Origin of the sequence: Nocardioides sp. QY071 (assembly GCF_029961765.1) — a bacterium.
GTDB lineage: Bacteria > Actinomycetota > Actinomycetes > Propionibacteriales > Nocardioidaceae > Nocardioides.
In genome coordinates this window covers 4,745,293-4,771,086 of record NZ_CP124681.1, presented here as the reverse complement: position 1 = coordinate 4,771,086, position 25,794 = coordinate 4,745,293, and the positions used below count along the sequence as shown (strand labels likewise).

The following is a 25,794-nucleotide window of genomic DNA, read 5'->3' as shown; positions in this document are numbered from 1 at the left end:
CACCCGGACATCCGGACCGATCGTCGGCGCGCCGTGGTGCGACCGGACTAGACCGGCACTGCCGAAAGCCGGTCTTGGGTCGCGTTTTGGTAACGTGACGCCGCAAGAGCCCCGGTCCTTGCCGGGGCTTCTCGCTTGTCCGACACCAGCAAGAGAACAAGTGGTGCGTTGAGCAGCCGACCCGGTACGCCGGGACGGAGGGACTCCGTCCGTGCGAAGGAGCAACCAAGATGCCTGCAATCGTGATCGTCGGAGCCCAGTGGGGCGACGAGGGCAAGGGCAAGGCGACCGACCACCTCGGCAGCCAGGTCGACTACGTCGTGAAGTTCAACGGCGGCAACAACGCCGGCCACACGGTCGTCATCGGTGACGAGAAGTACGCCCTCCATCTGCTGCCCAGCGGCATCCTCACGCCCGGCTGCACGCCGGTCATCGGCAACGGTGTCGTCGTCGACATCGACGTGCTGTTCCAGGAGATCGACGGCCTCGAGGGCCGCGGCGTCGACACGAGCAAGCTCAAGCTCAGCGCCAACGCGCACGTCATCGCCGACTACAACCGGACCATCGACAAGGTCACCGAGCGCTTCCTCGGCTCCCGCCGGATCGGTACGACGGGCCGCGGCATCGGCCCGACGTACGCCGACAAGATGAACCGGATCGGCATCCGGGTCCAGGACCTGTTCGACGAGAAGATCCTCACCCAGAAGGTCGAGGGCGCCCTCGAGCTCAAGGGCCAGATCCTCACCAAGATCTACAACCGCCGCGCCCCCTCGGTCGAGCAGACCGTCGAGGGCCTGTTGGCGCACGCGGAGCGGCTGGCGCCGTACGTCTGCGACACGGGGCTGCTGCTCAACGACGCGCTCGACCGGGGCGACGTGGTGCTGATGGAGGCCGGCCAGGCCACCCTGCTCGACGTCGACCACGGCACCTACCCGTTCGTGACCTCCAGCAGCGCGGTCTCGGCCGGCGCCTGCACCGGCACCGGCATCCCGCCGACCCGGATCGACCAGGTGATCGCCATCGCGAAGGCCTACACCACGCGCGTCGGCGAGGGCCCCTTCCCGACCGAGCTGCACGACGACAACGGCGAGTTCCTGCGCAAGGCCGGTTGGGAGTACGGCACCACCACCGGCCGCCCGCGCCGTTGCGGCTGGATGGACACCGTGATCACCCGCTACGCCGCGCGGGTCAACGGCGTCACCGACTTCGTGCTCACCAAGCTCGACACCCTCACCGGCCTGGCCGAGCTCCCTGTCTGCGTCGCCTACGACGTCGACGGGGTGCGCCACGACGAGATGCCGGTCAACCAGACCGACTTCCACCACGCCGTGCCGATCTACGAGAACCTCCCCGGCTGGACCGAGGACATCTCCGGGTGCCGGTCGTTCGAGGACCTGCCCAAGGCGGCGCAGGCGTACGTCGAGTTCGTCGAGGAGCGCTCCGGGGCGAGGATCTCGGTCGTCGGCGTCGGTCCCGAGCGCGAGCAGGCGGTCGTCCGGCACGCCCTGCGCTGACATCTCTCCCCCCCGGGGGGGGGGGGGGTATGGGATCCCCTTTCCGGGGCACCTCACGTCGGACGTGGGGACCCAGGGGACGTGAGGGTGTGGGGTGGCGCAACAGGCGAGGGTGCTGATCGTTGACGACTCACCGGAGTTGCGCGCCGTCGTGGGCGCGCGGCTCCGGGCGTCGGGCCTGTTCGACGTGGTGGGCGAGGGCGGTGACGGCGGCGCGGCGCTGATGCTGGCGCACGAGCACCAGCCCGACCTCGTGCTGCTCGACACCTCGATGCCGGTGCTCGACGGCCTGGAGTGCCTGCCGCTGGTGCTGGCGGTCTCGCCGGAGAGCAAGGTCGTCATGTACACCGGGTTCGGGGCCGCCGGGCTCGCCGACCGCGCGCGAGAGCTGGGGGCCACGGACTTCGTCGAGAAGTCGGCGCCGCTCGACGTCCTCGTGGACCGCCTGTGGAGCCACGTCGCCGACCCGCTGGCGCCGCCGGTCCCGTCCGGTCCCCGCGGCCGCCCGCTGCGCCTCGCGCGACTCGACGACCCGGCGCCGCAGGCCCAGCGCGTGCTCGACGAGCACCTCGAGCGCTACCGGGAGGTCTTCGACCAGGCCACCATCGGGATGGCGACGATGACCCTCAACGGCAGCATCGTCCGGGCCAACCGCGCACTCGTCGAGATGGTCGGCCGGCCCGCGCAGGACCTGGTCGGCCTCGACTACGGCGTCCTGACCCGTGAGCACGGCGACCAGCTGGACGACGCCCTGGCCCGCGTCACCGACAGCGGGGAGTCGGTCGTCTCGTTCGACCACCCCATCGGGACCGAGCACGTCCGCACCGCTCGGCTCACGCTGACTCCGGTCCGCGACTCCCGCGGCGACGCGCTCTACGTCTTCGCGCAGGTCCAGGACGTCACGACCGAGCTCGCGCTGCGGCGCAGCGAGGAGGACTTCCGCCTGCTCGTCACCGCGGTCAAGGACTACGCCATCTTCATGCTCGATCCCGACGGCCGGGTCGCGAGCTGGAACGCCGGCGCGGCGTACATCAAGGGCTACCCGGCAGAGGAGATCGTCGGCCAGCACTTCCGGGTCTTCTATCCCGAGGGCGACCGGCTCTCCCGCCATCCCGAGCACAACCTGGAGATGGCACTGCGCGACGGGGTGTATGCCGAGGAGGGCTGGCGGGTCCGACGCGACGGGAGCACCTTCTGGGCCCGCGTCGTCATCACGGCGGTGTACGACGACGCCGGTCGGCACCGCGGGTTCGCCAAGGTCACCCGTGACCAGAGCGAGCAGCGGGCTCACGAGGAGGAGCGACGCCGGGCGCTCGAGCAGCAGGCCCACCTGCTGACGGTGACCGCCCACGAGCTGCGCACGCCCGCGGCCGTGATCGAGGGTGCGGTCGGGATGCTGCGCGACGACGGCGACCTCGACCCGCAGGAGCGCCGCAAGCTGCTCGAGGCGATGGCCTCGAGCGCGCTGCGGCTGCAACGGCTGATCTCGGACCTCGGCACGGCCTCGGACGTGCAGACCGAGGCGCTGGCCCTGTCCCCGGAGCCGATGTCGCTGCGCCATGTCCTGACCACGTCGGCCGACCGGGTCCGCGCCGCCCACGGCGCCGCCGCCCGCATCCAGGTGCGGGTCGACCAGGACGTCGAGCTCGTCGCGGACCCCCTGCGGCTCGGGCAGGCACTCGACAACCTGCTCGAGAACGCCCTGCGCCACGGGCGCCCGCCGGTCGCCGTGTCGGGGGAGCGGGCGGAGCGCGGGATCAGGATCGTCGTCAGCGACGCGGGTTCCGGCGTCCAGCCCCGGCTGGTGGACCGCCTCTTCGAGCGGTTCGCCCACGCCGGCCCGACCGCCGGGACCGGGCTCGGGCTCTACCTCGTGCGCGAGATCGCGCGCCTCCACGGAGGCGAGGCGAGCTACCTCGACGACGGGTCCGGCCGCCCGGCGTTCGTCATCGACCTGCCGACCCAGCCGCAGATCCCGCGGTCCTGACGCCCGGCACGCCGGCACGCCCGGGCTCAGTCGACGAGGTCGAACCCGTCCTCGCACTCGGGCGAGCAGTCCAGCCCACCCCACTCCTGGGCGTCACCGAACGACGCCCCGTCGGACAGCATCACCCACAGGACGAGCGGGTCGTCGGGGCCGTTGTCGTTGGCGGTGTAGCGCAGCTCGACGAGGTCGTCGTCGCCGTCGCCGTCGACGTCGCTGAGCGCGCTCCCGGCGACGCCGCTGTCCCATGCGTTCTTGCGCGCCTGCTCCCGGGGGACAGGGGTCGCGTGCCAGCGGGTGCGGGGCTGGAAGGCGTCGTCGGCGATCTCGTAGACGAAGATGACGCGGCCGGTCGCGTTGGGGGCCACGAGCTCGTCGGTGCCGTCGCCGTCGACGTCGCCGACGAGCCACTCGGCCAGCAGCGGCGCGACACCGGCGCCGCCGAGGACCTTCTCGGCGACCATGACGAACCGGCCGTCCTCGGGACGCAGCAGGCGCACCGTGTCGTCGCCCGCGGGGTTCTCGCCGAAGCAGATGACCTCGACCTTCCCGTCCCCGTCGAAGTCGCCGACCCGGGGAAGGCTGCTGGAGAGGTCGGAGGAGTACCACTGCTCGGGGGCGGCGAACCCTCGGTCCCGGGCCAGGGCGACGTACAGCCCGTCCCGCTCGTCGGTCTCGTCGCCGTAGAGGACCAGGTCGTCGCGGCCGTCGCCGTCGAGGTCGCCGGCCGTCGCGCTGTAGGGCTTGATGTCGAAGGCGGGGTCGAGGTCGAGCTCGGTCGACCACGTCTCACCGTCGCCGGGTACGACGGTGATCGCCATCCGGTCGTCGTCCTCGTCGAGCCAGACGACGTCGCGGGCCCGGTCGCCGTCGACGTCGGCGAAGAACGGGTAGCCGACCTGCGCGCCGGCCCGCTGCGGCGAGCCGAACCGCATCCCGGTCGAGGCCACGGTGAAGACCGAGAGCGGGTTGAGCGACTCGAAGCGGGTCTGGTGGATGAGCACGTCGCCGTATCCGTCGCCGGTGACGTCGCCCGCGATCACCGGAGCCGGTTCGTCCGCCTTGCCCTCCGCGGCCGGGGCGTCGTCGCGGCCGACCAGCCACGCGGCGCCGCCGGCGACGAGCGCCAGGGCCACGACGCCGGCGACGGCGACGGCGAGCGGCCGCCGCGACCGGCGTCGTACGGCGGGCGCCGCGGGCCGCACGGTGGTCCCGGTGGCGCCGGTGTCGGTCGGGGACGGCGGAGCCTCCTGGGCGTCGGGCGGGGCGACGACGGCGAGACGCTCGAGGTCCTCGCGGAAGGACGTGGCGTCCGGGTAGCGCTGGGCCGGGTCCTTGGCCAGCGCCCTGCCGATCACGGCGTTGAGGTCGGCGGTGAACGCGGAGTCCCCGGCCAGGCGGGGGATCGGTGCCTGCTGGTGGGCGAGCGCGACCTGCACGTCGCTGCCCTGGTAGGGCTCGTGCCCCGTCAGGCAGGCCCACAGCACGCAGCCGAGGGCGTAGACGTCGCTCGACGGCGTCGCGGGCAGGCCCTCCGCGCGCTCGGGGGACAGGTAGGTCCAGGTGCCGGCGACCGAGCCCGCGGCCGTCGGCGCGGGCCCCTCGATCCCCTCGGCACGGGCGATGCCGAAGTCGCACAGGTAGGCGTGCTGCTCGGGGGTGCCGGGATCGCGGATCAGCACGTTCGACGGCTTCACGTCGCGGTGCACCACCCCGACCCGGTGCGCGTCGGCCAGGCCGCGGGCGAGCTGGGCACACAGCCCGAGCGCCTGCCGCGCCGGCATCGGGCCGTGCTCACGCAACCAGCTCCACAGGTCGCGTCCGTCGACGTACTGCGTGACGATGTACGGCGTCCCGTCGACCTCGTCGTGGTCGTGGATCGCGATCACGTGGGGAGAGTCGAGCCGGGCCAGGGCCGCGGCCTCGGCCTGGAAGCGCTGGCGGAACTCGTGGGAGGAGGCCAGGGTGCCGGTGATCACCTTGAGCGCGACGGTGCGCTGCAGCCGCGGGTCGGTCGCCGCGAACACCACGCCCATCCCGCCGCGGCCGAGCACGCGGTCGAGCTGGTAGCGGCCGAGCTGCTCGCCGACGTTGGGCACGCGCATGAGGTCTCTCTCCCGAGTCGAGTGGTCAGACGCGGGCCAGTGTGCCCCACGGGAGACACGGGACGTCAGTCGACCATCTGGGGGAGCTCCTCGCAGAAGCGGCAGGGCAGGTCCACCCAGTCGACCGGGTCGGCGAACCGTCCGTCGCCGTTGACCAGGACCCCGAGCCGGTCGCCGTAGTCGCCCTCGAACCGCACCAGGTCCGCGTCGTCGTCGCCGTCGACGTCGGAGAGCAGGTAGCGGTGCGGCGGGAGGGCGGGCCCCTCGGCGATCCGCTTGTTCCAGTCCTCCGCGCTCACGTTGCCGGCCCACGCGGTCTGTAGCTGCGTGAAGGCGTCGCCGTCGAGCGTCGCGACGCCGGCCTGACCTCCGACGCCCTGCACGGCGACCAGCTCGTCGGCGCCCTTCCCGTCCACGTCGCCGGCGAGCCAGGCGGCGTCGTTCCAGGTCAGCGGCGGCAGCGCGACCGGCGGGCCGTCGGTGAAGTGGTCGTCGTCGGCACGCAGCAGGACCAGGTTGCGGGTGAGGTGCTCGGCGTCGGGCGCTCCCTCGGTGAGCAGCACCATCGCCGCGTCGTCGTCGCCGTCGTCGTCGAAGTCCCCGAACGCGGCCACCGAGGAGTCGGCGCCGAGGCCGTCGTGCCAGCGGGTCAGCTCGCCGAAGCCGTCGTCGGACAGCGCGACCGCGATGACCGGCCCCGCGTCCGTGTTGCCGTCGACCACCAGGTCGTCGTCGCCGTCGCCGTCGACGTCCGCGAAGTACTTCGAGCCGGTGAGTCCGGCCATCTCCTCGGGGAGGCTGATCGTCGCCTGGTCGATCCGGCCGTCGCTCCCGACGGTCCGCAGGTGGATGTCGTCCTCGGCGTCGGCGCGGTAGACCCACGCCTGCTCCGCGGTGCCGTCGCCGTCGATGTCGGCCAGGTGCGGCTCACCCGGCTCGGCCGGCATCGACTCGGGCGACAGGAAGGTGCCGCCGTTGGAGTGGACGGTCCACACCACCCCGCTGGCGCCGTCGCCCTTCGGCTCGTGCACGACCACGTCGCCGTACCCGTCGCCGTCGACGTCGCCCTGCACGGTCGCCGTCCTGGCAGCGGGGCCCGGCTCGGCGTCGGCCTCGTCGCGCAGCACCCGCCAGGCCGCCAGGCCGCCGCCGGCCACCGCCAGGGCGGTGACCGCGGCGACCGCGACCGGCCAGCGTCGCCGCCGTGCCGGCGGGGTCGGGGCTGCCGGCGGAGGCGGTGGCGGGGCCTGGGTCGGTGCCGTCGTGGGCCCCGCGCTCGGGGCGGCCGTCGCAGGTGGGGGAGGCGGCGCGAGCACCGCGGAGGGCGCGCCGGCCGCGAGGTGCTCGATCTCGGCGCGGGCGGTGGCCGCGTCGGCGGGCCGGTCCTGCGGGTCCTTGGCCATCAGCCGCGCGAGCAACGCGTTGAGCTCGACGGCGAACGGGCTGGTCGCGGGGAGCTGGCGGACCGGGGCCTGGGTGTGGGCGATCGCGATCTGCACGTCGGACCCGTTGTACGGCGGCGCGCCGGTCAGGCATGCCCACAGCACGCAGCCGAGGGCGTACAGGTCGGTGCGGACCGTCGCCGCGTCACCGCGGGTGCGCTCCGGCGCGAGATAGGCCCAGGTGCCAGTGATCGCACCGGTGGCGGTGTACCCGCCGGTGTCGCCGCGGGCGATGCCGAAGTCGCACAGGTAGACGTGCTCGTCGGGCGTGCCCGGGTCGCGCAGCAGCACGTTGGCCGGCTTCACGTCGCGGTGGATCACCCCGGCGCGGTGGGCGTCGCTCAGGCCGCGCGCGACCTGGGCGCACAGCCGCAGCGCCTCGTCGGCGGGCAGCGCGCCGCGCACGGCCAGCCACTGCGCGAGGTCCGGCCCGTCGACGTACTGCGTCACGATGAACGGGGTGCCGTCGATCTCGTCGTGGTCGTGGATGTCGATGACGTGGGGTGAGGCGAGCGACGAGAGCACGGTCGCCTCGGCGTGGAAGCGGTGCAGGAAGGCCGCGTCGGCGGCGTAGGGCCCGGTGATCACCTTGAGCGCGACGGTGCGGCCCAGGCGCAGGTCGGTCGCGGCGAAGACGATGCCCATGCCGCCGCGGCCGAGCTCGCGGTCGATCCGGTAGCGGCCGAGGGTCGCGCCGGGGTGCGGCGTACCGGTCATCAGTGCACGACCTCGATGGTCTGCGGATTGTCGAGGCACCGCTCCCCGTCGGACCCGGCCGGGCCGCACGGGATCGTGCCCCACGTGACCGGTGCCGCCAGGGCGCCGCCCTCGCTGCGGTAGACCTCGAGCGCGAACCCGTCCGGCTGGGGGAACAGGTTGACGAGGTCGCTGTCGCCGTCGCCGTCGACGTCCGCGGCCTGCCACAGGCGCGAGACCCAGTAGGTGTTCTGGTAGTCCCGCGACCGGAACCGCCAGTCGCGGTACTGGTCGGGGGTAGTGGTCCACAGCGGGGTGGACTCGGCGAGCACGCCTTCGGTGAGCCTGCGGGCGGCGAGACCGTGCCGGCCCGCGAGCACCAGCTCGTCGGCGTCGTCGCCGTCGATGTCGGTGATGAGCATGATCCCGCGGGTGTAGCCGGTCACGTCGAGCCGCTGCTCGGTGCCCTCGCGACGCAGGGCCTTGCCGTCCGAGGTGAGGGTCTGGAGGAGGATGGCGGCGCTGCCGCTGCGGGTGACCTGCATGACGATGTCGTCGTGGCCCTCGCCGTCCACGTCGCCGGCGCGCAGGTAGAGCTCGGTGGAGGCGTAGCCGGGTGCCTTCAGCCAGGGCTTCGGCTCCGCGAAGCCGTCGCCCTTCGCCACCGCGACGTCGATCACCAGCTCGTCGTCCTCGTGGAACTCGTTGAGGTAGACCAGGTCGGGCCGGCCGTCCTGGCTCAGGTCGACCACCAGCGGACGCCCCTGGTTGGACCAGCCCTCTCCGGACCAGCTGGCGTGCCACGGGTCGCCCTCCGCCGGGATCACGTCGACGACGGCCTGGTCGTCCTCGTCGATCGTCGTCCAGACCTGGTCCGCCCGCCCGTCACCGTCGACGTCGGCATGGGTGAGGGTGCCGACGCCGTTGGGCCACGAGGTCGGCGCGGGGGCCGACGCCTCGGTCCGCTCGCCGAAGCTGCCGCCGTCGGACAGCAGTCGCCAGCGGGTGTGCGGCTCGAGGTGGCCGGGCGGCTGGTCGAAGTCACTGGTGTCCGGTGGAGACAGCTCGAGGACCGCGAGGTCGCCGAACCCGTCGCCGTCGAGATCGCCGGTCACGGCGTCGCCGTCGGCGGCGGCCCGGGCCGGTGGGTCCTCGTCGTCGCGGAGGGCCAGGCCGGTGCCGGTGGCGCCCGCGGCCACGACGACGACGGCGAGGGCCGCGACCGCCCAGGGCCAACGGCGCCGGCGCCGGAAGAGAGGGTCGGGGAGCGGGGGGAGCGAGGGCGGAGGGGGCGGCGCGGCGGGCGGCGCGGGCGGTGCGGGCAGGGGGCGCTCGATGGTGGGCCGGGCGGCCGCCGACGGCGACAGCGGCGCCGCGGCGACCAGCCGCTCGAGCTCGTCGCGCACCTCGCCCGCGTCAGCGGGCCGGGCGGCCGGGTGCTTGGCGAGCATCCGGGCCAGCAGGGCGTTGAGGCGGGCCGTGAAGGCGTCGGCCCCGGGCAGCTGCGGCACCGGTGCCTGCGCGTGGGCGAGCGCGACCTCACCCTCGCTGCCGGAGTACGGCGGCGTGCCGGTCAGGCAGGTCCACAGCACGCAGCCGAGGGCGTAGATGTCGCTGGCCGGGGTGGCGGGCGTGCCCTCGGTCCGCTCGGGGGCGAGATTCGTCCAGCTCCCGACGACGACCCCCGCGGCGGTACGGCGGGGGAGCCCGTCCCCGCGCGCGATGCCGAAGTCGCAGACGTAGGCGTGCTGCTCCGGCGTACCGATGTCGCGCACCAGGATGTTGCTGAGCTTGAGGTCGCGGTGCACGATGCCGGCGCGGTGCGCCGCGCCGAGCCCGCGCGCGACCTGGGCGCACAGCGCCAGCGCGTCCCGCGCGGGCAGCGGCCCGAGACTGCGGACGTGGCGGGCCAGGTCGGTCCCGTCGACGTACTGCGTGACGAGGTAGGGGCTCGGCCCCTGGCTGTCGTGGTCGAGCAGGCGGACCACGAACGGCGAGTCGATGCGGGCCAGCATCGCGGCCTCGTCCTCGAACCGCTGGCGGAACTGCGGGTCGGCGGTGTGGGGCCCGGTGATCACCTTGAGCGCGACCGTCCGGCCGAGGCGGGTGTCCGTCGCGGCGAGGACCACGCCCATGCCGCCGCGGCCGACCTCGCGCTCGATCCGGTAGCGCCCGAGGACCTCCCCGACCTGCGGTGCCTGCATCCGACCAACCTCCACGCGTCCCGAGCCGTCTGTGGGCACAGTCTGCCCGAGCCGGGTCGGGCGCCGACCCCCACTAGGATCGGCGTCCGTGAAGACCCTCGTCATCGGCACCGGCGGCCGCGAGCACGCCCTGGCTCTCGCCCTCTCCCGCGACCCCGGCGTGGGCGAGGTGCACGCCGCCCCCGGCAACCCCGGCATCGGCGCCTTCGCGACGCTCCACGACGTCGACCCGATGGACGGTGCGGCCGTCGCCGCCCTGGCCCGCTCGCTCGGCGCCGACCTCGTCGTCGTCGGGCCGGAGGCGCCGCTGGTGGCGGGCGTCGCGGACGCCGTACGCGAGGCGGGGATCGCGGTCTTCGGGCCGTCGCGGGCCGCCGCTCAGCTCGAGGGCTCCAAGGCGTTCTCCAAGGAGGTGATGGCCGCCGCCGGCGTGCCGACCGCCGGGTCGCGCACCTGCACCACGCCCGAGGAGGTCGCCGCGGCGCTCGACGAGTTCGGGGCGCCGTACGTCGTCAAGGACGACGCGCTCGCCGCCGGCAAGGGCGTCGTGGTGACCCTCGACCGCGCCGAGGCGCTGGCCCACGCGGCGGGTTGTGGCCGGGTCGTGGTCGAGGAGTTCCTCGACGGGCCCGAGGTGTCGCTGTTCGCGGTCTGCGACGGCACCACCACCCGGCCGCTGCAGCCGGCGCAGGACTTCAAGCGGATCTTCGACGGCGGCCGCGGCCCCAACACGGGCGGCATGGGCTCCTACTCCCCACTGCCGTGGGCGCCCGCCGACCTGGCCGGAACCGTCGTCGACACCGTCGTCCAGCCCACCCTCGACGAGATGGCCCGCCGCGGCGCGCCGTTCGTCGGCTGCCTGTACGTCGGCCTCGCGCTCACCGCCGCAGGCCCGCGGGTCATCGAGTTCAACTGCCGCTTCGGCGACCCGGACGTGCAGCCGGTCCTCGCGCTGCTCGAGTCGCCGCTCGGCTCGCTGCTCCTGGCCGCGGCCGAGGGGCGGCTGGCGGACGTGGAGGCCCCGCGGTTCCGCGACGGCGCCTCGGTCACCGTCGTGCTCGCCTCGGCCGGCTACCCCGAGTCCTCGTCGAAGGGCGACGTCATCACGGGCGTCGGTCGCGCCAACGGGGTCGCCGACGTCGACGTCATCCACGCCGGGACCGCCTTGGTCGACGACGGGGACGGCGACCGCCTGGTCACCGCGGGCGGCCGGGTGCTCGCGGTGCGCGCGGTCGGGTACGACGTCGCCGACGCCCGCTCCCGCGCCTACGCCGCCGCCGACCTCGTCTCCTTCCCGGGCATGCAGCGGCGTACCGACATCGCGGCCGAGCCCCTCGGTGTCGTCGAGGGCGCGTCCCTCAGCCGGGCCGAGGACTCGTGACCACCGTCCGGCGGGCCGGCGACGCCGACCTCGACGCAGTCGCGGCGATCTACGGCCACGAGGTCCGCACCGGCCACGCCACGTTCGACACCACGCCTCCCGCGCGCTCGGTATGGGAGGGGAAGCTCGCGTCCACCCATCCGGGCGACCACTTCCTCGTCGCGGACGTCGACGGGGAGGTGGTCGGCTTCGCCTACTCCGGCCCCTACCGCGAGCGCGGCGCCTACGACCGCACCCGCGAGGTGACCGTCTACGTCGCGCCGGGGGCGGCGGGCCAGGGCCTCGGGCGCCTGCTGTACGACGACCTGCTCGCCCGGATGCGCGCGGGCGGCGTACGCACCGCGCTGGCCTGCATCGCGCTGCCCAACGACGCCAGCGAGGGCCTGCACCGGGCGTGCGGGTTCGAGCGGCAGGGGGTGCTGCGCGAGGTCGGCCGGAAGTTCGACCGGTGGATCGACGTGGTGTGGTGGCAGCGGATGCTGGGGGATTGAGGCCCCCTGTGGGGCGCCGCTGCACGCCGCGTCCGGCGCTGGCAAAGTGGCGCCATGGCTGAGTCCGCCGAACAGGTCCATGCCCGCGTGATGGCCGCTGCCGACGAGCACGGCCGGGTCCCCCTCCCCGACGTCGCCGCGTGGGACGTCTTCCCGTGGGAGGTGGTCGACGGGGTGCTGGCCCCCAAGCCGCTTGCGCCACCCGGTGCCGAGGGCGAGCGCGCCGGCGCCGGCGGAGTGGACTGCCGGATCTGCGACGCCGGTTCCGACGGCGTCATCTGGACCAATGATCGGTGGCGGCTCAAGCATCTCCCCGAGCGCAGCGGGCTGCCGCTCGTGCTGATGCTCGAGCCGTGGGCGCACCTGGACCTGCCCGACCTCGACGATGCGATGGCGGGGGAGCTCGGCGTCCTGGCGACCCGGATCGCTCGCATCGTGGAGGGCCTGGAGCACATCGCCCGCTGCCACGTGCAGCGCGTCGGCGACGGGGCCGAGCACCTGCATGTCTGGCTGCTCGCGCGCACCGCCGGCCTGCCGGCGGTCAGGGGCTCGTTCGTCGTCGACTGGGACGACATCCTGCCGCCGGGGCCGGAGGATGTCTGGCGGGTCGACCTCGCGGCGGTGGCCCAGCAGCTGGCCGCCTACGACGGCCGGGCGGTGGCCCTCGATGACTGAGCCTGTTCAGCCCGCCGGCGTGCGTACCGACCGCCTGCAGCTGGTGCTGTGGGACGAGCCGACCGTGACCGCGATCCGCTCCGGCGAGCGGCTGCCGGGCTGGCACCCGGAGTTCCCCCGCGAGGACGACCGCGGCGCCGCCACCCTGTGGCACGACGGCGACCCGTGGGGTCCGCGGTCGATCGTGTCGCTCAAGCAGGGCGTGGTGATCGGCTCGATCGGGTTCTTCGGTCCGCCCCAGCCGGCCGACGACGAGGTGCCCGAGGTCGAGGTGGGCTACGGGCTGGTGGCCGAGGCGCGTGGGTACGGACTGGCGACCGAGGCGCTCGGCGCGCTGCTCGCCCGCGCCGACGCGGCGGGCGTGCGGGTGCGGGCCTCGATCGCGCCCGACAACGCCGCGAGCCTGCGGGTGGCGGCCAAGGCCGGATTCACCGGGGTGCGCGGGAGCAACGAGGACGGCGAGCTGGTCCTGGTGCGTCCCGTCCGCTGACGCTCGTGGAGTACGGCGGGCCGGGCCAACCGTGGGAGAATCACCACCCGTGACCGTCCCGAACGTCCTCGCCACCCGCTACGCCGCCGCCGACCTGACCGCCATCTGGTCGCCCGAGCACAAGATCGTCCTCGAGCGGCAGCTGTGGATCGCCGTCCTCAAGGCGCAGAAGGACCTGGGGATCGACGTACCCGACGGCGTCGTCGAGGCCTACGAGAAGGTCGCCGACCAGGGTGCGGACGCGGTCGACCTGGCGAGCATCGCGGCCCGCGAGCGGGTCACCCGCCACGACGTGAAGGCGCGGATCGAGGAGTTCGCGGCCCTCGCCGGGCACGAGCACATCCACAAGGGCATGACCAGCCGCGACCTGACCGAGAACGTCGAGCAGCTGCAGGTCAAGCAGTCCCTCGAGCTGCTGGTCGAGCGTGCGGTCGCCACCCTGGCCCGCCTCGGCCGGCTCGCCGCCGAGCACGAGGCCACGGTCATGGCCGGTCGCAGCCACAACGTCGCGGCGCAGGCCACCACCCTCGGCAAGCGGTTCGCCACCGTCGCCGACGAGCTGATGATCGCGGTGGAGCGGATCGAGGACCTCCTCGGCCGCTACCCGCTGCGTGGCATCAAGGGTCCGATGGGCACCGCGCAGGACATGCTCGACCTGCTCGGCGGCGACGCCGACAAGCTCGCCGACCTCGAGAAGCGGGTCGCGCAGCACCTCGGGTTCGACCGGGTGCTCACCAGTGTCGGGCAGGTCTACCCGCGCTCCCTCGACTTCGACGTGCTCTCCGCGCTGGTCCAGCTGACCGCGGCCCCATCCAACCTCGCCACCACGATCCGCCTGATGGCCGGCAACGAGATCGTGACCGAGGGCTTCAAGGAGGGCCAGGTCGGCTCGTCCGCGATGCCCCACAAGATGAACACCCGCTCCTGCGAGCGGGTCAATGGCCTCGCCGTCGTGACCCGCGGCTACCTGTCCATGGTCGGCGAGCTCGCCGGCGACCAGTGGAACGAGGGCGACGTCTCGTGCTCCGTCGTACGACGCGTCGCGCTGCCCGACGCCTTCTTCGCCGTCGACGGCCTGTTCCAGACCTTCCTCACCGTGCTCGACGAGTTCGGCGCCTTCCCGGCGGTCATCCAGCGCGAGCTCGACCGCTACCTGCCCTACCTCGCCACCACCAAGGTGCTGATGGCCGCGGTCCGCAACGGCGTCGGCCGCGAGAGCGCGCACGAGGCGATCAAGGAGGCCGCGGTCGGCACCGCCCTCGCGATGCGCCAGGGCCAGGCCGAGAACGACGTCTTCGCCAAGCTCGCCGCCGACGAGCGCCTCGGCCTCACCGAGGAGCAGCTGCAGTCGCTGGTCGCCGAGCCGATCACGTTCACCGGTGCCGCGGTCGCGCAGACCCAGGAGGTCTGTCGCCAGGTCGCGGCCGTCGTCGCCGCGCACCCCGGCGCCGCCGACTACCACCCGGGCGCGATCCTCTGACCTCGGTGGAGGTCGCCTTCCCGGTCCCCGCGGACCGGGCCTTCGCCTACCTCGAGGACCCGCGCAACCGGCCGCAGTGGCAATCCTCGCTGCGCGCCGTCGCTGACGTACGACGACAGGGCACCGCGTGGACCGACGTCACCGTGGTCCCGGGCGTGCGCCCCCGCATGCGGACGACGCTCGCCGAGCCGCCGTACCGCTGGGTCGAGGAGGGCGAGCTCGGCCCGTTCCGGGCCCGGCTCGAGCTGCGCTTCACCGCCACCGGTGACGGGGGCTGCACGGTGAGCGCGGACTTCGCCGTGCGGGGCCTGGGCCTGGGGAGACTGCTCACCGCCGGCGCCCGGCCGGCCGTGGTGGCCGACCTGCGTCGTGCGGCGGACCGCCTCAGGCAGGCTTGACGTCCAGCACGACCTCGAACTCCAGCAGGCTGGCGCCGGTCGAGACCGGCTTGCGCGGGGCCTCGCCCTCCGGCGTCGCGTGCGCGGCGCGGGCATCGCCGTCGCGCCACGCGGCGAACGACTCCTCGTCGGCCCAGTGGGTGACGACGAAGTAGCGGTCCTCGCCGGCGGTGGGCCGGAGCAGCTGGAAGCCCAGGAAGCCAGGGGAGCCCTCGACCGCGCCGGCGCGGGCGGCGAACCGCTTCTCCAGCTCGGGGCCGGCGTTCGGCGGGACCTGGATGGCGTTGATCTTCACGACGGACATGCCTCGAGCCTACGCACGGCGCCGGGTGCGTCCGCCGCGGGCGCAGAGCAACCCGCCGGCGAGCAGCAGGAGGCCGAGCACGCCCTGCCATCCGGCCACCGCCGACCCGGTCGCGGGCAGGGCACCGGCGTCCCCGGCACCGGCACCCTGCCCGCCGTCCTGACCATCCTGACCACCGTCAGCGCCACCGCCGTTCCCGCCGCCGGCACCGCCACCCGCCTGCGGTACGCCGGCACCCGGGTCACCCGTGCCCGGGCCGCTCCCCGGGGCGGCGGTGACGCTCAGCGTCGCCGTCGCGATGACGGTGTCGCCGGGTGCGGCGAGCACGGCGAACAGGCCGGTGCACGAGCACCGTCGCGGCGTCGGCACGACGTAAGAGCCGGTCACGGTCAGCTCGCCGGCCTGCGCGGAGCCGCACCGGTTCGCCGTGCACGAGCCGGGCGCCGTCACCGTGAACGTGGTGGCGTCGGTGACGTCGCCGACCTCGTTGTCGTAGGCGTCGACGCCCGCGGCCCGGAACGCCTGGGTCTGGCCCGCGGTCACGGTCGCGGTCCTCGGGGAGAGCACCACCCGGTCGACCGGGCCGGGCGTGAACCGCAGGCTGGCCACGTCCGAGAGGCCGTCGCGGCTTCCCGTGACGTCGTACGACGCCGCGACGGTGCTCGAGCACCGGTTGGCCGCGCAGGTCGCACCGGCCGGGGCGACGAAGGTGGTCTCGGCCGTGACGTCGTCGATCGGGTTGTCGTACTCGTCGTAGACGGTCGCGGTCAGGTCGACCGGCGTACCGACCGGGACGGTCGTGCTCGGCGGCTCGATCCCGAGGTGGTGGGGCAGGCCCGGGATCACGGTCAGGATCCCGACGAACAGCCAGCTCGGCCCGGCCTCGATGTCGGTGCCGTCGACCGCGCGCACCCGGATCACGTAGACGCCGGGCCTGGTCGAGCCACAGGTCTGGCCGGTGCAGCTGGCGCCGGCGCTGGCCTCCAGGTCGATGGCGTACGGCGTCGGGGTCGCCTCGGCGATGTTGCCGTACCGGTCCATGATGCCGGCGACGAAGTCCTGCGTCTCACCGGCACGGATGACCGCGTTGCTCGGGCCCAGGCCGCTCCGGGCCAGCGGCCCGGGGACCACGATCATCGTGGTGGTGGCGCTGAGGTCGCCGAGATGGGCGGTGACGGTGTGCTCGCCGGCGACGGTGGAGGTGCAGGTGTCGGCGCTGCATGCCAGGGTCCGCTCGCCGGCCGGCGTCGTCCAGCTGCCCGCTCCGGCGATCTCGAGGGTCGCGTCGTCGGTGACCGTGCCGATCGGCCGGTCCTCGGCGTCGTAGGCGTGGACCACGAAGGTGGCCGGTGTGCCGGCCTCGACGCTGGGCGCGGTCGCGGCCACCTCGATCCTGGCGATGCCCTCGCTCGGGTGGGCGTCGGCGTGCACCTGCAGGGTCGCGGTCGCGGTCCAACCGTCGAGCGCGGCGGTGACGGTGTAGGTGCCGGGCGTGGCCGAGGTGCAGGCGTTCGCGGTGCAGGTCCCCGGTGCGTCGATGTCGTACGTCGCACCGGCGGCGGGCCCGTGGTTGCCGAAGGTGTCGACGGTCGCCGCCTCGAAGGCTTGCGAGGCGCCGACCGTCACGGCGGCCGTGGCGGGGCTGAGGATGAGGCCGACCGGGGCGGCGGGCACCACCTCGACGCGCACCGGCTCGTTCATCACCAGGTCGTCCAGGGTGGCGAAGACGGAGTACCTCCCCGCGGCGGTCAGGATGCACGAGCCGCCCGGGCACGGCACCCGGCCCGACCCGTCGGCCGCGCCGGTCTCGGTGAGCCGGACGACGGTGAAGGTGGCCCGGTCGGTGACGTCGACGACGGTGCTCCCGGCGGTCTGCGCGCGGGCGACCAGCGTCAGGGTCTCGCCCGCGACGATGCTGGCCGGGGCATCGACGTCGAGCGCGGTCAGCACCTCGGTGCTCTCCTCGACCGTGATCGTGGCGGAGGCGGTCCGGGTCGGGTCGCTGCGCAGCGCGGCGGTGACGGTGTAGTTGCCCGGCGTCGTCGACGTGCACGTCGTGGTGCTGGCGTCGTCGTCGCAGGTGAGCCCGGTGTCCGCGCTGAAGTCGACGAGGTCGGCGGGCGAGATCGGGTTGCCGTGGCGGTCGGACAGCATCGCGGACAGGGTCGTGAGCCGGCCGGTCCCGATCGTGGTGGCCGCCGGGGTCAGCGCGATCCCCGCCGGCTCGCCCGGCGAGACCTGCAGTCCGGTGATGCTGGTGAAGCCGCCCCAGGTCGCCTTGATCACGAAGTAGCCGGCGGTCGTCGTGGTGCAGATCGTCGCGGTGCAGGTCCCTGCACCGCCGACGAACTCGAGCTCGGCCTCGGCGCTGACGTCGTGCAGGTGCTGCCCGCTGTCGTCGACCGCCCACACGGTGAACCCGACCTGGTCGCCGGCTGCGAGCTCGGCCGGGGACGGGGTGAGGGAGATGCCCGTCGGGTCGACCGCCGCGGGGGCTGCGGGCTCCGCCCGGCCCTCGGCGGGCTTCGGGTCGGGCGTCGGGTCGGGCGTCGGCGAGGGGGTCGGCGCGGACTCCGGCGCGGGCGTCGGCTCCGGCGCCGCCTCGGGCGTGGGAACCGCGTCGGGCGTGGTCTCGGGAGTCGCCTCGGGTGTGGGCTCCGCAGTGGCCTCGGCGGCCGTCGCGGACGGCCCGTCCGTGGGGACCGCGGGGTCGTCGGCCACCGCGGGGGCGATGCCGGTCAGCAGGAGCAGGGTGGCCGCGCCGAAGGCGAGGGCCATCGCCGGGCGGCGGCGAGAAGGCATGGTGGGGACTCCGATCGGGGACGCCGCAGGCCGAGCACTGCGGGCGAGTCCACCGAACGCCCCCGCACCACCGTCGGGCAACGCCGCGGAGTCCACATCGCCCCGAATGTCACCCAATCTGCGGCGTGGCTACAGCAGGTCGAGCTCGATCGCCCGCTCGATGACCGCCTTGCGCGAGCGCGCGCCGAGCTTGCGGTAGATCCGCTGCAGGTGGGTCTTCACGGTGTTCTCCGACAGGTGCAGCGCGGCAGCCAGGTCGCTGCGGGTGGCGTGCTGGGCGAGGGCGACCAGCACGGTGCGCTCCTGCCGGGTGAGGGCGAGGACGGTCGGCGCGGCGACGACGCACGCGGGCACGGAGCCGGCGAGATGGGCGCGCACGTCGTCGGTGCCCCGCTCGTCGGCGGTACGTCGCAGCCCGGCCAGGTCCTCGGCGGGCAGGTGGGCCAGGTGCAGCCGGGCGCCGTCGACCCCGACCTGGGCGAGCACCCGCTGCAGCAGGGCCGCGGCGGCCTCCTCCTGTCCGGTGCGGGCGGCCGCGGCGGCGCCGACGGTGAGCAGCGCGGCACGGGACCGGGTGGTGTGGCCGGGGCGGGTCTCCAGGGTGGGCAGCGCCGCCAGCACAGCGTCGGCGTCGCCCGCGCAGAGGCTGGCGAGCGCGGTGGCGGGTGCCAGCTGGCCGGCGTACCGCGACGGGGCATGGAGCACGCCGGTCGCCCGGGTGTGGTTGCCGGCGGCGAGCCAGGCGGTCGCCAGGGCGGCGCGGACGGCGGCCGCGGCGACGCTGTCGCGCATCACCGGCGGCACCGGCGCCCGCCGCAGCTGCTCCTCCACCCGCCGGGCCTCGGCCGCGGCCGACCCGAGGCCGACGTGGGCGTGCAGCAGCGTCCAGGTCATCAGTGGCCAGAACTCCGTGGTGTCGCGGAAGGCGCAGTCGTCGTAGGAGCCCGCGGCGCCCGCGAAGTCGAAGGCGTCGAGCAGCAGCACCGCCTCGCCAATCCGGCCCAGGGCGTTGGCCCAGGACCGGTCCTCGCCGGGCCGCCACGCCTCGGCGTCGACCAGGCTGCGAGCGGCCCGAGCCTGATGGGCCCGTCCCTCGAACGCGGGCAGGCCGACGGCGTACACCGCCGTGTGGTTGCGGACCGTCGGCGCCGTCGCCATCGCCACCGCACGGGAGGTGGTGTCCCGCGCGCCCTCGGGGTCGCCGGCCAGGAACTGGGAGTAGGCGAGGTGGCGCAGCGCCATCGGGCCGAGGACGGCGAGTCGCTCGGGCTCCTCCTCGCTCACCCGGCGGAAGAAGGCGAGGGCCTCCGCGGCCGCCCGACCGGACTCCTCGATGCGGCCGAGGAGGCGGAGGCTGACGACCTTCGCGACGTACCCCAGCAGGTACTCGCCCGGCGTCGGGTCGGGGAAGCGCGGACCGTCCCAGCGCGCCGAGATCGCGAAGTAGTCGGCGGCGGCGCCGCGCAGGGCCGGGTCGCGGAAGCAGGCCAACCCACGGCCGAAGGCGAGGGCGGGGAACTGGGTGAGCGCCCGGCTCGGTACGGCGGCCAGGTGCCGGTCGACGAGGCTGGCGGAATGGGCGTCCTGGGTCGTCGCGACGGCGGCGGCGTAGACCCGCGCGGCGATGCTGAACAGCCCTGCACCCACCGCCATCTCGAGGGCGGCCTCGTGGCTGCCGTGGCGGTAGAGCCAGGTAGCGCTGCGCTCGGCGGCGCGCGCCTGCTCGGCCTGAGGCCGCTGCCGCGCCTCGGCGAGCATCGCCTCGCGCAGCGACTCGACGTACTGGAACACCTGGTGGCCGGGCGCGAAGGGGATCCAGCGGCCGAAGCCGTTCCACTCGAGGTCGTCGAGCATCTCCTTGACCTCCGCCGGGCCGGACACCGCGTCGGACAGCTCCAGGGCGAGGTCGGCGTCGAGGTACGGCGGCACGCTGGTCGCGAGCACGAAGGCGTAGGCCGCGCCGCCCTCGAGCTGTCCGCGCAGGTCCTCGGCGACCAGTGCCTGCCAGCCGGGCTCGCGGCGACCGACGACCGGCCGGGCCGGCTCGCGCGTGAGCATCGCCGCCCGCAGCGCGAGCGGGTAGCCGTGGGTCGCCTCGTGGAGCCGCGCGGCGCCGTCGTCGGACCCGGGAGCGCCGAACGCGGCGAGCAGGTCGCGGGTCTCGGCGAGGGTGAACGCGAGGTCGTCCTCGGTCAGCAGCCGCACCTCGCCGCGCAGGGTGCGGGCGGGGCTGGCGAGGCCGCCGGAGGTCCGGGTCGTGACGACCACTCGCAGCTGCGGGACCAGCCGGAGCAGCTGCAGCAGGTCGGCCTCCACCTGGGCAGCCGCGGAGCGGACCTTCTCGTAGGCGTCGACGACGAGGAGGGGACGGGCACTGGCCCGCAGGCCGCGGGCGATCACGGCGCCCGGGTCGGCGCTGGACTCGATCTCGGCCTGCAGGGCCGGGGCGGGCGTCGTAGGGCCCGTCACCCCGACCCGTCCGGCGCCGGCCAGCACCGTCTGCCAGAACGCCGAGCGCGACGTGAGCTCGTTCTCGAGGGTCACCCACACGACGTCGGTGCCGGTGAGGGTCTCGACCCAGGCCCGGGCCAGGCTGGTCTTGCCGAAGCCGCTCGGCGCCGCGAGCACGCTCAGCCGCGGCTCCGGCTCGTCGAGGAGGGTGTGCAGGCGAGCGCGCGCGAGGAGCACGGGACCACCACCGGTCATGGCTCCTCCTCGACCCGAGTCGACGGCTGACGACGCCGGTTCCCATCATCCCGCAGGCGGGCCGACGGCGCAGGAGGAGGGCGCAGGAGGAGGACTCAGGAGGGGGACTCAGGAGGAGGACTCAGGAGGTGGGACCCGGACGGACCTGGGGGGATGTGGTCCGTCCGGGCCGTACCGGTTTCACCGGCGTCGTCGCCCCACCCGCGACGCCGGCCCTGCCGGCCCCCGGTCGTCCGCGGTACGGACCCCGTGCGCCGGCGGGTCCAGCGAACCCCCACCATTGCCCGCGTGACAATGCTCCGTCGCGGATGTCGCCCGTCGAGTCACCCGCTCCTCGCGGTGATCGCGCTGCTGGCCGCCGTCGAGGTCGCCAGCGGCGTGATCCAGGGCTACTACGGACCGGTGATGGTGGACATCGCCCACGACCTCGACGTCCGGTACGCGGACCTCAACTGGCTCGAGGCCGCCCAGCTGGTGTTCTCGGCGCTGGTCGTGCCGCCGCTGGCCCGGCTGGGCGACCTGGTCGGTCACCGCCGGGTGCTGCTGGTCGCGACCGCCGTGACGGCGCTCGCGACCTGGGGCATCGCGTTCGCACCCAGCTTCCCGGCGATGCTGGTCGCCTGGACCCTGCAGGGCACCTACGTCGTCTGGCTGCCCATCGAGGTCGCCGTCATGCACCGGCGCACGGCCGGCCGGCCCGACCAGGGCCGGCTCACCCGGCGGGCCGCGGCGATCCTGGTCGCGACCCTCGAGCTCTCGGTCATCGTCGCCGCCGTGCTCGCCGGCCAGCTCGCCGACCGGGTCTCCCTGACCACGATGCTGGTGCTGCCGGCGGTCGTCGTCACGCTCTGCCTGCCGCTGCTCGCGCTGCTCGAGGAGATCCCCGGGCTGCCGGGCGGCCGGTTCGACTGGGGCGGCCTGGGCCTGATGGCGCTCGCCATGCTCTCCGTGCTCGGCGGCCTGGTCGCGATCCGGCTCGACGGCCCCACCTCGCTCCCCGCCTGGCTCCTCGTCGCGATCGGCGTGGTCCTGCTCGTGCCCTGGTGGCGCTACGAGGCACGCCACCCCGACCCGATGATCGACGTCCGGCTGCTCCGGGAGCCGGCGCAGTGGAGCGTCCAGGCCACGGCCTTCCTGGTGGGGATGTCCCTGCTCGGCGCGCAGGTCCCGCTCTCGACGTACTTCCGCAGCGACCCGGACGTGCACGGCTACGGCTTCGGCCTGACCGCGGCCCAGGGCTCGGTCCGGATCGCGTTCTACGTGGCCTGTCTGGCCATCGGCGCGCTGACCCTCGGCCCGGTGAGCCGACGCCTCGGGGCCCGGGGCGCGATGGCGCTCGGCTGTGTCGTGTACGCCGCCGGGTACGCCGCGTGGCTGCCCTTCCACGCCAGCCCCGGCGCGGCCTGGGGAGTGATGGCCGTGATCGGGCTCGGCACCGGAGGCCTGGTCGCCGCGATCCCCGCCGCCGCGGCCGCCGTCGCCCCGCCGGGCCGGGTCGGCTCGGCCACCGGGCTCACCAACGCCGCGAAGACCGTCGGCGGCGGCATCGCCTCGTCGGTGTTCGCGATCTGCCTCGCCGGCTCCGGGGCGATCCGGGTCGACGGGGGCAGCCTCGGCGGCTACTACGCGGTCTGGTCGATCTGCGCGGCCTCCGGCCTGGTGGCCGCGGTGGTGCTGGGCGTCACGGCCCGGGCGGCCCCGCTCAACCTCGAGCCGAAGGGCGCGCCCGGTGATCCCATGGCGGCGCCCGGACCGCCCAGCACGCACGCTGGTGGCGTTGCCGATGCTTGAAGGACGCCCAGTCCGTCCGCGCACCGGCGCCTTGCCATCGCACGCACTGGACGGCCCGGGCATCCGCCGAGAATCACCGGCCGCGCCCTAGTGCCCCGAGCCTGAAGTCCGCCACATAACTCCGCGCCCCAGGCACGCACATCGCTGCGTTGGGATCGCTCGAAAGACGCCCAGTCTGACCACGCGACCCCGCCTTGCGCTGCACGCACCTGGAGCGCGGACTTACGCACCGGACTTCAGGTTCGGGGCCCTAGCAGGTCCAGCTCGATCGCCTTCTCGATGACCCCGTCGCGGGAGTTGACCCCGAGCTTGCGGTAGATCCGCTGCAGGTGGGTCTTCACCGTGTTCTCCGAGACGTGCAGGGCGGTCGCGACGGCCGCGCGGGTCGGGTGGTGCGCGAAGGCCGCGACGACGAGCCGCTCCTGCGGGGTGAGCGAGATGCTGACGGTCCCGCCGGCGATGCAGTCGGGGACCGCTCCACCGAGGTAGCCGCTCAGCGCCACGTCGCCCTGCGTCTGGGCCAGCCCGCGCAGCGCGGCGAGGTCGGGCGCCGGGAGGTACATGAGGTGGGCCCGGGCGGCGGTCGGCCCGACCATCGCGAGGACCCGGTCCAGCAGGGCCGCCGCCGTGTCGGGACGCTCGCAGCGCATCGCGGCGGCCGCGCCCAGGGTGAGCAGCGCGGCGCGGGACCGGGTCGTGTGGCCCGGCCGGCTCTCCAGGCGGGGGAGCACGGCGACCGCATCGGCCGCCTCGCCGGCCAGCAGCCGGGCCAGCAGCTGCGCGGGGGCCAGCTGTCCGGCGTACCTCGTGCGGGTGCGGAGCAGTGGGCCGGCCTTGGTGCGGTTGCCGCCGGCCAGCCACAGCACGGCCAGGGCAGCACGGACGGCGGCGGCGCCCAGGCTGTCCGCGGAGCCCGGCGGCGCCGGGGTGCGGTCCAGGGCCGCCTCGACCCTGTGCGCCTCGGTGGCGGCGTGGCCCAGGCCGAGCCGGGCATGCATCAGCGTCCACGTGACGAAGGGCCAGAACTCGGAGGCCACGGCGAACGGGCAGTCGTCGTACTCCGCGACGGATGCGGTCAGCTCGAAGTCGTCGAGGAGCAGGCAGGCCTGACCGATCCGGCCCAGCGCGTTGACGTAGGTGTGCGTCTGCCCGGGGCGCCAGGCCGCGGGATCGACGTGCTGCTGGGCCGAACGAGCCTCGGCACAGCGACCGTCGAGCGCGTCGAGGCCGACCGCGTAGACCGCCGTGTGGTTGAGCGACTCGGGTCGGGTGCTCATCGTGATCGCCCGGTTCACCGCGCTGCGCGCGGCGTCGACCTGACCGTCCTGGAACAAGGAGTAGGCGAGGTGGCGCAGCGTCGCGGCGCCGAGGTCGGCGACGTGGTGCTGCTCCCCGTCGGGGATGGTGTCGAAGTGGGCCAGCGCGTGCTGCGCGGCACGTCCCGAGTCGTCGAAACGACCCAGCACCCGCAGGCTGGCGACCTTGGCGGTGTGCACCATGAGCACCTCGCCCGGAGTCATGTCGGGCGGCGGGGGACCGACCCACGAGGCCGGGATCCGGAAGTACTCCGCGGCCGCGCCGTGCAGCGCGGGGTCGCGGTGGCAGGCCAGGCCGCGGCCGAGCGCCAGCGCCGGGTACTGCGTCAGCGCCCGCCGGGGCACCGTCGCGAGCTGCCGGTCGAAGCGGCTGGTGGTGATCGTCTCGGGGTTGCTGACGACCAGGTCCGCGTAGACCCGCCCGACGACGTCGTACTGACGGGCGGCGACGGCGACCTCGAAGGCCGCCTCGAAGAGGCCGTGGCGGCGCAGCCAGGTGGCGGTGACCCGCGCGGCGCGGGCCTGCTGGGCGGCGGGCCGGCGGGCGGCGTCGGCGAGCATGGCATTGCGCAGCGACTCGACGTACTGGAACACCTGGCGACCCGGCGCGAACGGGATCCAGCGGCCGAATCCGTTCCACTCGAGCTCGGCCAGCACGCCCTTGACGTCGCCCGAGCCGGTCAGCTCGACCGCGAGGTCGGCGTCGAAGTACGGCGGCAGGCAGGTCGCCAGGACCAGCTCGTACGCCGCTCCGTCGCCGAGCTGGACGCGCAGGTCCTCCGCGACCAGCGACTGCCAGTCCGGGGTGTCGGGGTCCGTGCCGGTCCGCGCCAGCGAGAGCATGCCGGCGCGTACGGCCAGCGGGAAGCCTCCGGTCGCGGCGTGCAGCTCGCCGGCCTGCTCGGCGAGCCCGGGCTCGCCGAAGGCGGCGAGCAGCTCGCGGGTCTCCTCGACGGTGAACGCGAGGTCGCTCGCGGCGAGCAGCTCCACGTCGCCGCGCAGGGTGCGGCCGGGGTTGCCGAGCCCGGTGCCGGTGCGGGTCGTGACGACCACCCGGAGCTCGGGGACCAGCCGGACCAGGCGCTGCAGGTCCGCGTCGACGGGACCGGTGTCGTCGCGCAGCCGCTCGTGGGCGTCGACGACCAGGACGAGGGGACCGCGCCCGGTCAGCGCGCCGGCGACGAGCTCGGCCAGGTCACCGGTCCGCTCGACGTCCCCGACCAGCCCGGCGGCCTCGTCGGACGGCAGCACGCCCAGCCGGCCGGCGGTGGTCAGCACCAGCTGCCAGAAGGTGGCGCGGCGTACGTGGTCGGTGTCGAGGGTGACCCAGACGACAGTGCCGGGGTCGCGGGTCGCGACCCAGCACCGCACCAGGCTGGTCTTCCCCGACCCGCTGGGCGCCGAGAGGACGACGATCCGCGGGTCCTCCTGGTCCAGCCGCTCGTGCAGCCGGGGACGCGCGAGGAGGACGGGTCCCGTCATCGGCGTCTCCCCCTTTCGGAGGAACCCTAGTGTCGGGACGCCGGGTCGGTGACGGTTTTGGTGAGCCTGGCTCGAGATGCGCCTCAGCCTTGATCCGTGGATGGGTGCCGCGCAGTAGGCGAGCCATCCACGGATCGAGGCTCAAGCGCGGGCGTCGCCGCCCCAGTTGGCGAGCTTCACCGCGATGTCGTGCAGGCGGGTCTCGGGCACACCCTCGGCCTCGAAGGCCAGCTGGACGTGGTCGCCCGACGTACGCGCCAGGCCGACCTTCCCGGCCTCGGGCAGGTGCTCGATGATCCGGATCAGGCGGTTGCCGATCCGGCCGAGCTGCGAGGCGTGGTCGTCGGAGAGCTGGCCGAAGGCCTCGGGCTCGCGGTGGTGCAGGGTCAGGCCGAGCCGGGCACCGGCGTCGTGGCGGGCGAGGATCCAGACCTCGTCCTCCCAGATCACCTGGCCGGGGGCGAAGGACGAGCTGTCGATGAGCGGCTGCGCGGACTCCGTCATGGCGACACTCTGCCATCCGTGGTTCCGGC

17 protein-coding genes are annotated in these 25,794 nt (G+C 74.4%); 9 read left to right on the top strand and 8 right to left on the bottom strand.

Annotated elements, in window-relative coordinates:
• The first annotated feature begins 230 nt into the window (after window positions 1-230).
• Together QI633_RS23025 and QI633_RS23020 are read left to right on the top strand one after the other, a co-directional pair.
• Window positions 231-1,514, top strand: a complete 1,284-nt coding sequence (locus tag QI633_RS23025) for an adenylosuccinate synthase (protein WP_141797190.1) — start codon at window positions 231-233, stop codon at window positions 1,512-1,514.
• 112 nt (window positions 1,515-1,626) lie between these two features.
• Window positions 1,627-3,501, top strand: a complete 1,875-nt coding sequence (locus QI633_RS23020) for a PAS domain S-box protein (protein WP_260805766.1) — start codon at window positions 1,627-1,629, stop codon at window positions 3,499-3,501.
• 26 nt (window positions 3,502-3,527) lie between these two features.
• On the opposite strand, the gene QI633_RS23015 is transcribed toward QI633_RS23020, so the two are convergent.
• The 3 genes from QI633_RS23015 to QI633_RS23005 all read right to left on the bottom strand — a co-directional run bounded on the left by QI633_RS23015 (window position 3,528) and on the right by QI633_RS23005 (window position 9,945).
• Window positions 3,528-5,603, bottom strand: coding sequence for a protein kinase (locus QI633_RS23015; protein ID WP_282427189.1), 2,076 nt, complete (start codon window positions 5,601-5,603; stop codon window positions 3,528-3,530).
• 65 nt (window positions 5,604-5,668) lie between these two features.
• Window positions 5,669-7,762 carry a serine/threonine-protein kinase gene (locus QI633_RS23010; protein WP_282427188.1) on the bottom strand — a complete coding sequence of 698 codons (2,094 nt, stop codon included), beginning with the start codon at window positions 7,760-7,762 and terminating at the stop codon, window positions 5,669-5,671.
• A complete protein-coding gene (locus QI633_RS23005; RefSeq protein WP_282427187.1) occupies window positions 7,762-9,945 on the bottom strand; it encodes a serine/threonine-protein kinase in 2,184 nt (727 codons plus the stop codon). The genes QI633_RS23010 and QI633_RS23005 overlap by 1 nt, the downstream gene beginning before the upstream one ends.
• Window positions 9,946-10,033: 88 nt before the next feature.
• On the opposite strand from QI633_RS23005, the gene purD reads away from it, so the two are divergent.
• The 6 genes from purD to QI633_RS22975 are packed head-to-tail and all read left to right on the top strand — an operon-like array spanning window position 10,034 to window position 14,860.
• Window positions 10,034-11,326: a phosphoribosylamine--glycine ligase gene (gene purD / locus QI633_RS23000; protein ID WP_141797195.1), complete on the top strand. Its 1,293-nt coding sequence runs from the start codon at window positions 10,034-10,036 to the stop codon at window positions 11,324-11,326.
• Entirely contained in the window at window positions 11,323-11,817 is a 495-nt protein-coding gene (locus QI633_RS22995; protein WP_141797196.1) for a GNAT family N-acetyltransferase, read from the top strand. Before purD ends, QI633_RS22995 begins: the two co-directional genes overlap by 4 nt.
• Before the next feature lie 54 nt (window positions 11,818-11,871).
• On the top strand, window positions 11,872-12,492 hold the full coding sequence (locus QI633_RS22990; RefSeq protein WP_141797197.1) for a hypothetical protein: 621 nt from the start codon (window positions 11,872-11,874) through the stop codon (window positions 12,490-12,492).
• Window positions 12,485-12,982, top strand: coding sequence for a GNAT family N-acetyltransferase (locus QI633_RS22985; RefSeq protein ID WP_282427186.1), 498 nt, complete (start codon window positions 12,485-12,487; stop codon window positions 12,980-12,982). The genes QI633_RS22990 and QI633_RS22985 overlap by 8 nt, the downstream gene beginning before the upstream one ends.
• Before the next feature lie 49 nt (window positions 12,983-13,031).
• A complete protein-coding gene (gene purB, locus QI633_RS22980; protein ID WP_282427185.1) occupies window positions 13,032-14,462 on the top strand; it encodes an adenylosuccinate lyase in 1,431 nt (476 codons plus the stop codon).
• A gap of 5 nt (window positions 14,463-14,467) precedes the next feature.
• Window positions 14,468-14,860 carry an SRPBCC family protein gene (locus tag QI633_RS22975; protein ID WP_282427184.1) on the top strand — a complete coding sequence of 131 codons (393 nt, stop codon included), beginning with the start codon at window positions 14,468-14,470 and terminating at the stop codon, window positions 14,858-14,860.
• On the opposite strand, the gene QI633_RS22970 is transcribed toward QI633_RS22975, so the two are convergent.
• The 3 genes from QI633_RS22970 to QI633_RS22960 form a co-directional block, all read right to left on the bottom strand.
• The gene (locus QI633_RS22970; protein WP_141797200.1) at window positions 14,847-15,164 is read right to left on the bottom strand and encodes an antibiotic biosynthesis monooxygenase; all 318 of its coding nucleotides are present in this window, start codon (window positions 15,162-15,164) and stop codon (window positions 14,847-14,849) included. The genes QI633_RS22975 and QI633_RS22970 overlap by 14 nt on opposite strands.
• A 9-nt stretch (window positions 15,165-15,173) precedes the next feature.
• Window positions 15,174-17,966, bottom strand: a complete 2,793-nt coding sequence (locus QI633_RS22965) for a hypothetical protein (RefSeq protein ID WP_282427183.1) — start codon at window positions 17,964-17,966, stop codon at window positions 15,174-15,176.
• Between the two features lie 129 nt (window positions 17,967-18,095).
• Window positions 18,096-20,672, bottom strand: a complete 2,577-nt coding sequence (locus tag QI633_RS22960) for a LuxR C-terminal-related transcriptional regulator (RefSeq protein ID WP_282427182.1) — start codon at window positions 20,670-20,672, stop codon at window positions 18,096-18,098.
• Window positions 20,673-20,966: 294 nt separating this feature from the next.
• Here QI633_RS22960 and QI633_RS22955 point away from each other — a divergent pair, with 294 nt between their 5' ends.
• Window positions 20,967-22,463: an MFS transporter gene (locus QI633_RS22955; protein ID WP_282429322.1), complete on the top strand. Its 1,497-nt coding sequence runs from the start codon at window positions 20,967-20,969 to the stop codon at window positions 22,461-22,463.
• A 236-nt stretch (window positions 22,464-22,699) separates the two neighbouring features.
• On the opposite strand, the gene QI633_RS22950 is transcribed toward QI633_RS22955, so the two are convergent.
• On the bottom strand, window positions 22,700-25,261 hold the full coding sequence (locus QI633_RS22950) for a LuxR C-terminal-related transcriptional regulator (protein WP_282427181.1): 2,562 nt from the start codon (window positions 25,259-25,261) through the stop codon (window positions 22,700-22,702).
• A 141-nt stretch (window positions 25,262-25,402) separates the two neighbouring features.
• Window positions 25,403-25,765 (bottom strand): hypothetical protein, encoded by a 363-nt coding sequence (locus QI633_RS22945; RefSeq protein ID WP_282427180.1) that lies wholly within the window; start codon window positions 25,763-25,765, stop codon window positions 25,403-25,405.
• Between the last annotated feature and the right edge of the window lie 29 nt (window positions 25,766-25,794).